Genomic DNA, 203 nt, shown 5'->3' on the forward strand with positions numbered 1-203 from the left:
CAGCGCTAAGAGGTTTCACTTCTGAGTTCGGGAAGGGATCAGGTGGTTCACTCTTGCTATTGTCGCCAGCACAACTGTTGTGACTTTGCTTGGGTCTTATTCGCATGTATTGTTTGCGTGCCTTTGCTTGGTCAAAGAAGTTATTAACAGCTATTTGAGTTGCTTTAATTTGTGCAGTTTAGCGTTTTATCTAACTAAATCAA

Annotated in this window: 1 rRNA gene; it reads right to left on the reverse strand. The window is 41.4% G+C overall.

The features are described 5' to 3' along the window. Positions 1 to 70: ribosomal RNA gene (gene rrf / locus AC1M9H_RS14455) — 5S ribosomal RNA — on the reverse strand; the annotation flags it as partial. Positions 71 to 203 lie beyond the last annotated feature (133 nt).

It is taken from the genome of Acinetobacter sp. ANC_7512, assembly GCF_056779935.1.